The sequence below is a fragment of the Desertihabitans aurantiacus genome (assembly GCF_003344635.1).
Lineage (GTDB): Bacteria > Actinomycetota > Actinomycetes > Propionibacteriales > Propionibacteriaceae > Desertihabitans > Desertihabitans aurantiacus.
Map to the genome: position 1 here is coordinate 1 of NZ_QPKK01000162.1, position 9,204 is coordinate 9,204.

A 9,204-nucleotide genomic window follows, 5' to 3' on the forward strand; every position below is an offset into this window, starting at 1 on the left:
AGCGGCGACCGCCGTGGCCGTCGCGATCGCCACCAGCCGGCTGCGCCCGCCCGCCTCCGCCGTCGAGGACACCTCGCGGACCGTCGACCCCGTCGCCGCCTAGGCACTGACCCGAGAAGGAAGGCACACCGACATGACCGACAACCCGTTGTCCGTGGTCGACCACGAGACGTCCACCGTGCGTCGCAGCATCTACATCGCCGCGCCGGTGGAGAAGGTGTGGCGGGCCGTCACCGAGCCCGAGCACATCTCCCGCTGGTTCGGGCGCACCGTGCTCGTCGGAGATGGCGCCGGGGCCCGTGGCACCGTCACCTGGCCGGGCGAGCCCGCCATCCCGATCCGCGTCGAGGAGGCCGACCTGCCCCGGAGCATCTCCTACCGCTGGTGGAACGACGGAGGCGCCGCACCCGGCCGGGGCGGGCCCGATCCCAGGCACTCGACGGTCTTCACCTTCGTCCTCGAGCCCGCCGTCGGCGGCACGCAGCTCACGGTGACCGAGACCGGGTTCGAGACCACCACCGATCCCACCGGCAACCTCGAGAGCCACCGCCTCGGCTGGGACGCGCAGCTGGACCGGTTGGTCGCCCTCCTCGGGGCCACCCGATGAACGAGGTCGTGGTCGCCGTGTGTGCCGCGCTGGGTGATGAGACCCGCTGGAGCATCCTGACCGCTCTCGGTGAGGCACCGGCCTCCGCGTCGGCACTCGCCACCCGGCTACCCGTCAGCCGCCAGGCGATCGCCAAGCACCTCGAGGTCCTCCAACGGGTGGGGCTGGTCGAACCGGTGCGGGTCGGCCGGGAGGTGCGCTACCAGGTGCTCGGCTCGGAGCTGAGCGCGACGGCCCGGCGTCTGGAGGCCATCGGCGTGGCATGGGAGCGGCGTCTCGCCGACATCAAGGCGATCGCGGAGGACCTGTGATGGGCACGCGAGCCGACGCCCTCGAGAACGCCGGTCTGCCGCCGCTCACCGACCGTGCCTCCTACGAGGCGCAGGTCGAGCGGCTGCGCCGGCGGGAGAAGGCGCACACCCGGGAGGCGGACGCGATCGCGGCGGAGCGTCGTCGGCTTCCGATGGTGGAGGTGGACGGCCGCGCCGAGCTCCTCGGCCCCGAGGGTCCCACCGCCCTCCTCGACGCCTTCGCAGGCCGCCGACAGCTGCTGGCCTACTACTTCATGTGGTGGCCGGGGCGCCCGGCGGCGGACCAGTGCGAGGGCTGCAGCTACTACACGAACCAGGTGTCCGACCTCTCGGCCCTGCACTCGCGCGACATCACGTTCGCCGTGCTCCTGCAAGGCCGCGGGGGAGCGGGCCCGTCGTCCGGACCCCGGCACTGCCACTGAGCCTCGCGGCTGCGCTCGAGCGCCTCCGGCTACGGGACACCACCCGCGACCCACCTGGTACCAGCCGGCCGGGGTGTCTTGGTCCACGTCAGGGGAGGGGCTGGTGCCGGAGAAGCATCAGAGGCGGTCTCCGGATTCTCCGAAGACCGCCTCTGACCTGCGCTTCCGCGCTTCGTAGCGGGGACAGGATTTGAACCTGTGACCTCTGGGTTATGAGCCCAGCGAGCTACCGAGCTGCTCCACCCCGCGGCGACTCAGAAAACATTACCGGCTGGTGTCGCAGAGGCCAAATCGAGGCGGTGTCATCCAGGTCACACCGCCGCCAGCTCGGCTGACAGGGCTTCGACGTCGGTCACCGGGAGCCGGCAGACGAAGCCCCGGCACACGTAGACGGCGGGACGCCCGTCGACCAGCGGCCGGTCGGCCAGCAGCGGCATCCCGGGGGTGTCCGGGCGTCCGGTCACCACCACCGAGCCGGCGGGCGCCTGCAGCCGGGCGGTCCGCGCCAGCTCGGCCACCCGCGGGTCGTCGGGTTCGCCGACCACCGCCACCTCCACCCGGGGACTCCGCAGCCGGGTCACCGCGTCGGCCAGCAGCCAGCCGGCGAACCGGGGCGCCCGCGGTACCAGCCCACCGGCACCGGCCGCCGCCCGCTCCGCGGCCTCGTCCCAGCGCGGGTCGCCGCTGAGCGCCGACAGCTCCGCCAGCGCGTGCACGGTCGTGCTCAGCCCCGACGGCGTCGCGTTGTCGGTGCTGTCCCGCGGCCGCAGGTACAGCTGCTCGCCGTCGTCGGCGGTGTCGAAGAACCCGCCCTCGCCGTCCCCGAACGCCCCGACGAGGTGCTCGGCCAGGACGGTCGCCCGCTCCAGCCAGCGCCCGTCGGCGTCGGCGGCGGCCAGTCGGACGGCGGCCAGCACCAGCGCGGCGACGTCCTCCAGCACGGCGTGGGAGTCGCCGACCCGGCCGTCGCGTGAGGTTCGGCGCAGCCGTCCGTCGACGTGGTGCACCTCCCAGACGTGGGTCAGCGCCTCCCGCGCCAGGTCGAGCCACTCCGGACGGTCGAACACCCCGGCGGCGTCCACCAGCGAGGCCACCAGCCAGCCGTTCCAGGCCGCCACCACCTTGTCATCGCGGCCCGGCCGTGATCGTCGGTCCCGCGCGGTCCGCAGACGCTCGCGCAGCGGCGTCCACCGCTCCAGCGCCACGTCACCGCGCAGCTGCAGGGTGGAGGTGCCGTCCTCGAAGGTGCCGGCCTCCGTCACCCGGCAGGCCTCCGCGGCCCAGGCGCCGTCCTCCTCACCGAGCACCTCCCGCAGCAGCGCGGGCGTCCAGACGTAGTAGGCGCCCTCCCGCGACCGGCCGGGCGAGCCGAGCACGCCGTCGTCGGGGCTGTCGGCGTCCAGGCTGGAGGCGAAGGCGCCTTGCGGGGTGCGCAGCTCGCGGACCAGCCAGTCCACCGTCTCGGCCACCACCCGGGCGGCCAGCGGGCTGGCCGAGCTGCGCCACCAGTGCGTGTAGACGCCCAGCAGCAGGGCGTTGTCGTAGAGCATCTTCTCGAAGTGCGGCACCACCCAGCCCGCATCGACGCTGTAGCGGGCGAAGCCGCCGCCCAGCTGGTCGTACATGCCGCCCAGCGCCATCGCCCGGCAGGTGTCGTCGACCATCGACACCCAGGTCGAGCTGCGTGCCCGCAGCAGCGCCTCCAGCACCATCGACGGCGGGAACTTCGGCGCCGGCCCGAACCCGCCGCGCTCGGCGTCGTACTCCCCGGCCAGCCGCTGCAGCGCCTGCTCCAGCTCGGGCTCGCCGACCGCCCCGGGCAGCCGCGGCGAGGCGATCTGGGCCAGCTGGGAGCTGATGCTGCCCGCGCTCTGGACGACCTCCTCCCGCCGGTCCCGCCAGGCCTCGCTCACCGCGTCGAGCAGCTGGGTGAACGAGGGCATCCCGTGCACCGGCCGCGGCGGGAAGTAGGTGCCGGCGTGGAACGGCAGCCCGTCCGGGGTGAGGAAGACGCTCATCGGCCAGCCGCCCTGACCGGTCAGCGCCGTGGTGGCGCTCATGTAGACGGCGTCGACGTCCGGGCGCTCCTCCCGGTCGACCTTCACCGCCACGAACCCCTCGTTGAGCACCGTCGCGGTCGCCTCGTCCTCGAAGGACTCGTGGGCCATCACGTGGCACCAGTGGCAGGCCGCGTAGCCGATCGAGAGGAACACCGGGACGTCACGACGCCGGGCCTCGGCGAAGGCCTCGGGGCCCCACGGCCACCAGTGCACCGGGTTGTCGGCGTGCTGCAGCAGGTAGGGCGAGGTCGCGTCTGAGAGTCGGTTCACCACCTCGGTCACGGTACCCACGGGTGGCCCGCTGACGCCGAATGGGACACGTCCCATCGATATCCGGTTGTGCTTGACAGGCCGATGTGCCGGGCACAGACTCGCGTCACGTTTCGTTGACAGCCCGGGCTCCCGTGGCCCGGGCGATGCAGGTCCAGCGGTTCAAGGAGGAACCCATGGCACAGGGCTCGTCGCCCCCGACGCTCTCGCGTCGTCATCTGCTCGGGTTGGGCGGTGCGGTCGGCGCCGGCCTCACACTGTCCGGCTGCGGGGTGGGTCGGATGATGCGGGGACCGGAGGACAACACCGTCACCTGGGGGTCCTGGGCGAACCCCGGTGAGGCCAAGCGCTTCTTCGAGTTCAACGACCAGTACACGGCCCAGACGGGGGTGAACGCGGTCTACCAGACGGTCGTCGGCGACTACACCGCCAAGGTGCTCACCCAGCTGGCCGGACGCGCCGCACCGGACGCCTTCTACGTCAACGACGCGATGATGCCGACGCTGATCCTCGAGGAGCAGGTCATCCCGCTGACCGACTACCTCGCCTCACCGGACGCGGTCACCGCCGAGGAGGACTACTTCCCGGGGCTGGTCGACTGGTGCCGCAACCCCGACGGCGAGCTGTACGGGCTGCCCGTGGACTGCAACCCGCTGGTCATCTGGTTCAACTCCGACATCATGGCCGAGGCCGGCGTCGACCTGCCCGCCGACACCTTCGACAACGGCGGCTGGACGCTGGACGCGCTGACCGACGTGCTCGAGGCGGTCAAGCCCACCGGCAAGCGGGGGCTGACCTTCGAGTCCGGCTACGGCCACCTGTTCAGCTGGATCACCACCTTCGGCGGGACGCTGTTCGAGGACGGCCGACCGGTCTTCCAGGACGACCCGGTGGCGATCGAGACGATCGGCTGGATCCTGGAGCAGTTCCAGGCCGAGACGATGTTCTACGGCGGCTCGCTGCCCGAGGGCCAGGGCGGGGAGCAGCTGTTCCAGGCCCAGCAGCTGGCCTGCGTGGTCGCCGGCCGCTGGGTGCTGCCCAACCTGCGCGAGCTCGACTTCAACTACGACATGGTCCCGTTCCCCACCAAGGACGGCGGCACCGTGATGCCGGCCAGCGTCGCCTGCGCGGCGATGTCGGTGAACAAGCGCTCGATCAACCCCGACGCGGCCCTCGACTTCCTGGGTGCCTTCGTCAACACCGAGGGCCAGCGGTTCCGGCTCTCCGGCGGCGGCAACGCCGTCCCCTCGGTGCACGGGCTGGAGGAGGTCGTCACCGAAGGCGGCGTGCCGGCCCACGGCGCGCTGTTCCTGGAGTGCGCCGAGAAGGGCTACGCGATGCCGCGCGAGCTGCTGCGCGACCCCCGGCTGGCCTCCCGGTTCTCACCCTCGATGGACGAGGTGATGAAGGCCGGCCCCACCGACGCCCAGACGCTGCTGGTGCAGCTGTCCGACATGATCGCCGACCCGGAGAGGTTGAGCTGATGACCGCCACCGTCTCGACCACGCCACCACCCGTCAAGACCGATCCCGCCCCGCCGGCACCGCGACGCCGCAAGGGTTATGACAACCTGCAGGCCCTGGGCTTCCTCGCCCCGCAGCTGGTCGGCCTGATCGTCTTCATGGTCGGCCCGCTGGTCTTCGCGATCGTGCTCAGCCTGTCCAACTGGTCCGGCTTCGGGAACCGGTCGTGGGCCGGTTTCGACAACTTCGCCTACGTGCTGACCGACCCCGACATCCGCCAGTCGGCCATCAACACCATCTGGTTCACCGTGCTGCAGGTGCCGCCGATGATGATCTCGGCGTTCCTCATCGCGCTGATGATGCAGAACGCCGGGAAGCTCAAGAGCTTCTACCGCACGTTCTACTTCGCCCCGGTGGTCACCTCCAGCGTCGCGGTCGCGGCCATCTGGCTGTGGCTGTTCAACCCCGACATCAGCCCGCTGAACTCGGTGCTCAACAGCGTCGGCATCACCGCTCCGGACTGGCTGCAGGACCCGTCCTACATCATCCCGGCCTTCGCCATCGTCTCCATCTGGCAGGGCCTGGGCTACCAGATCGTCATGTTCATGGCCGGTCTGCAGTCGATCTCGCCGACCATGTACGAGGCGGCCGACATCGACGGGGCCAGCGAGGTGCAGAAGATGTTCCGCATCACGCTGCCGATGATCTCCCCGACGATCCTCTTCCTGTCGATCACCTCGATCATCAGCTCGTTCCAGATCTTCGACTACATCTACGTCTTCCTCGACACCAACGCCCCGCAGGCCGGGCGGACCATCGTGTACGAGATCGTCCAGATCGCCTTCACCGAGTTCAACTTCGGTGTCGCCTCCGCCGTGGCGGTCTGCCTGTTCGTGTCCCTGCTGGTCCTGACCGGTCTCCAGCTCGCCGCCCAGCGGCGCTGGGTCCACTACACGGAGTGAGTGAGGCATCCCCATGGCTGTGACCACCGCGAGCAACACGCCCCTCGTCACCCCGGTCGACGAAGGCCACGCCCGACGTGGCGGACGGCGCCGTCCGATCAGCGTCGCCCGGATCGTCCTGCACGTCGTCCTCATCGTCGGCTCCGTGCTGATGGCCCTGCCGTTCCTGTGGATGATCTTCTCCGCGTTCAAGCCGCTGAGCGAGATCTTCCTCCAGCCGCCGCGGCTGCTGCCCAGTGAGTGGCAGCCCAGCAACTTCGTCGACGCGGTCACCGGCGTCCCGTTCGCCGCCGGGCTCTGGAACAGCTTCTACATCGCGGCGCTGGTGACCATCCTGTCGCTGCTCACCTGCGCGATGGCGGCCTACGCCTTCGCCCGGATCCGCTTCCGCGGTCGGGAGCCGCTGTTCCTGGTGTTCCTGGCCACCATGATGATCCCGGCGCAGATGACGATCATCCCGCTCTACATCATCATGGGCCAGCTCGGCTGGGTGGACACCCACCTCTCCCTGCTGGTGCCGCCGATCCTCTTCAACGCCTTCGGGGTGTTCCTGCTGCGCCAGTACGTCCGCAACATCCCGGTCGAGCTCGAGGAGGCGGCGGCGATCGACGGTGCCAGCCGGGCCCGGATCTTCGTGACGATCATCCTGCCGCTGCTGCGCACCCCGATGGCGGCGCTGGGGATCTTCATCTTCCTGGCCCAGTGGAACAACTTCTTCCACCCGCTCATCTTCCTCAACACCCAGGAGTACTTCACGCTCCCGCTGCTGGTGAACCAGTTCAAGGGCCAGTACTCCTCGGACTGGACGAGCCTGATGGCGGCCGCGACGCTGGCGGCGGCCCCGCTGCTCATCGTCTTCATCATCGCCCAGCGCCACATCGTCGAGGGCATCGCGCTGCAGGGCTCGAAGAGCTGACCCCGCACCCGACGCTCCTCCCGACGTGACGGACGGGCTGGCACAGTGACCCCGTGCCAGCCCGTCCGCGCGTCCCGCGCCGTCACCAGCGCGAGGCCCTGACGGCGCTCGCCGACCTCTGGCGCGACGGCGGCACGCGCGCCTGGGTGGTGCTGCCCCCGGGCGCGGGCAAGACGCTGGTCGGGCTGTGGTCGGCCGCCGGGCTGCTCACCGACGACCGGGTGCGCCGGGTGGTCGTCCTCGGGCCCAACACCGCCATCCAGGGCCAGTGGCTGGAGGAGGCCGCCACGCTGGCCGCCGCGGGCGAGCTGCCGGCCACCGTCGCCGACGACCGCTCCCTGGAGGCCGGGCTCACCGCGCTGACGTACCAGTCGCTGGCGGTCTTCGACCCCGATGCCGAGGTCGACGAGGACGGGGCGGAGCAGCCCCTGCTGGCCCGGTTGCACCCGAACGGACGGGCGCTGGTCGAGCGGCTGCGGGCGGCCGGGCCGTTGCTGCTGGTCCTCGACGAGTGCCACCACCTGCTCGAGGTGTGGGGGAGGCTGCTGGCCGAGCTGCTCGAGCTGCTGCCGCAGGTCCGGGTGCTCGGGCTGACCGCCACGCCGCCCGGTGCACTCACCGCCGCCGAGGCCGAGCTGGTCGACGAGCTCTTCCGCGAGGTCGTCTACCAGGCCTCGATCCCGGCGCTGGTCCGCGAGGGCGACCTGGCTCCGTTCGCCGAGCTGGCCTGGCTGGTCCGCCCGACCCAGACCGAGCTGGACTGGCTGGCCGACGGCGGGGTGCGCTTCGCCGAGCTCTGCAGCTACCTCACCGACCCCGCGCACGGCAGCACCGGGTTCCTGGAGTGGCTCGACCACCGGTTCTGCGCCCCGGTCGGCACCACCACGACCTGGCCGGCGCTGGCGGCCGCCGAGCCGGAGCTGTGCGATGCCGCGCTGCGGATGTACACCGCCGGGCTGCTGGCCCTGCCCGCCGACGCCCGGCTCCGGGAGACCCACCGCCGCCCGCCCGACGCCGACGACTGGATGCTGCTGGCCGACGACTGGCTGCGCCGCGGGCTCGACGCCGAGGACCCGGGCGACCGGGCGGTGCTCGAGCGGGTGCGGGCGGTGCTGCCCTCGATCGGCTACCGCTGGACCCGCACCCGGATCGTGCCCGGACGCTCCCCGGTCGACCGGGTGCTGGCCCGCACCGAGGCCAAGGCCGCAGCGGCCGTCCAGCTGCTCACCGCCGAGGCCGCCCAGCTCGGGCCGCGGCTGCGGGCGCTGGTGCTCTGCGACCACGAGAGCGCCAGCGCCACCCTGCCCGGCGTCCTCGACGAGGTGCTCGCCCCGGAGGCCGGCTCGGCACGGGCGGTGCTGCGCACGCTGCTGGACGACCCGGGCACCGCGCTGCTCAGCCCGCTGCTGGTCACCGGCCGGACGGTCGCCGGGGCCGAGGAGACCCTGCGAGAGCTCGCCGGGTACGTCGAGCAGCGCGACCCCGGGCTGGGTCTCGTGGTGGGCGAGGACGAGGGCCTGCCCGTGCTCACCGGCGGCTGGGACAGCCGGCGCTGGGTGGCCTGCGTCACCGACTTCTTCGAGGACGGCCACAGCCAGGTCCTGATCGGCACGCGCGGTCTGCTCGGTGAGGGGTGGGACGCCCGCCGGGTGAGCGGTCTGGTCGACCTCACCGCCGCCACCACCACGACCGCGGTGGTGCAGACCCGCGGACGGGCGCTGCGCACCGACCCCGGCTGGCCGGACAAGACGGCCGTCACCTGGTCGGTGGTGGCGCTGGCCCCGGAGCACCCGCGCGGCTCCAACGACTGGCAGCGCCTCGTCCGCAAGCACACCGGCTTCTGGGGCGTGGACGCCGACGGCGAGGTGGTCGACGGCGTCGGCCACGTCGACCCGGCGTTCTCGCCCTACCACCCGCCTGAGGTCACCGAGATCGAGGCGGTCAACGCCCGGATGCTGCGGCGCGCCGAGGAGCGCCACCGGCTGGCCGAGCAGTGGCGGGTGGGGGAGCCCTACCGCGACGAGCTCGCCCACACGCTGCGGCTGGTGCCGGGCCGGCGGCCGCTCGGTACCGGTACGTGGGCGGTCGCGGTGGTCCCCGACGAGGCCGGACGGCTGCGGGCCCGGACGGTGCAGCTGCCCGGCGTGGTGCATCCGGGAGCCGTGGCGGGGGTCCTGCTCGCGGTCGTCGCCG

At 72.0% G+C, this 9,204-nt stretch carries 8 protein-coding genes and 1 tRNA gene; 7 read left to right on the forward strand and 2 right to left on the reverse strand.

The annotated features are described in order from the left end of the window. Positions 1-133: 133 nt before the first annotated feature. The 3 genes from DVA66_RS13090 to DVA66_RS13100 are packed head-to-tail and all read left to right on the forward strand — an operon-like array spanning position 134 to position 1,340. Complete coding sequence (locus DVA66_RS13090; RefSeq protein WP_114560488.1) at positions 134-607, forward strand: SRPBCC domain-containing protein; 474 nt, start codon at positions 134-136, stop codon at positions 605-607. After that, a complete protein-coding gene (locus tag DVA66_RS13095) occupies positions 604-918 on the forward strand; it encodes an ArsR/SmtB family transcription factor (protein ID WP_114124703.1) in 315 nt (104 codons plus the stop codon). Before DVA66_RS13090 ends, DVA66_RS13095 begins: the two co-directional genes overlap by 4 nt. Beyond that, positions 918-1,340 (forward strand): DUF899 family protein, encoded by a 423-nt coding sequence (locus DVA66_RS13100; RefSeq protein ID WP_114560489.1) that lies wholly within the window; start codon positions 918-920, stop codon positions 1,338-1,340. The genes DVA66_RS13095 and DVA66_RS13100 overlap by 1 nt, the downstream gene beginning before the upstream one ends. A gap of 175 nt (positions 1,341-1,515) precedes the next feature. Here the strand turns inward: DVA66_RS13100 and DVA66_RS13105 are convergent. Beyond that, positions 1,516-1,589 (reverse strand) — tRNA-Met (locus DVA66_RS13105). Positions 1,590-1,651: 62 nt separating this feature from the next. Then, positions 1,652-3,670, reverse strand: a complete 2,019-nt coding sequence (locus tag DVA66_RS13110) for a thioredoxin domain-containing protein (protein WP_332872872.1) — start codon at positions 3,668-3,670, stop codon at positions 1,652-1,654. Positions 3,671-3,951: 281 nt separating this feature from the next. Here DVA66_RS13110 and DVA66_RS13115 point away from each other — a divergent pair, with 281 nt between their 5' ends. The 4 genes from DVA66_RS13115 to DVA66_RS13130 all read left to right on the forward strand — a co-directional run. Beyond that, positions 3,952-5,154, forward strand: a complete 1,203-nt coding sequence (locus DVA66_RS13115; RefSeq protein ID WP_198671735.1) for an ABC transporter substrate-binding protein — start codon at positions 3,952-3,954, stop codon at positions 5,152-5,154. Next, positions 5,154-6,095: a carbohydrate ABC transporter permease gene (locus DVA66_RS13120; RefSeq protein WP_114560491.1), complete on the forward strand. Its 942-nt coding sequence runs from the start codon at positions 5,154-5,156 to the stop codon at positions 6,093-6,095. Before DVA66_RS13115 ends, DVA66_RS13120 begins: the two co-directional genes overlap by 1 nt. A 13-nt stretch (positions 6,096-6,108) precedes the next feature. Then, positions 6,109-7,011, forward strand: coding sequence for a carbohydrate ABC transporter permease (locus DVA66_RS13125; protein ID WP_114560492.1), 903 nt, complete (start codon positions 6,109-6,111; stop codon positions 7,009-7,011). A 53-nt stretch (positions 7,012-7,064) separates the two neighbouring features. Continuing rightward, positions 7,065-9,204 (forward strand): DEAD/DEAH box helicase family protein (locus tag DVA66_RS13130; protein WP_114560493.1); only part of this gene is annotated, 2,140 nt, incomplete at its 3' end.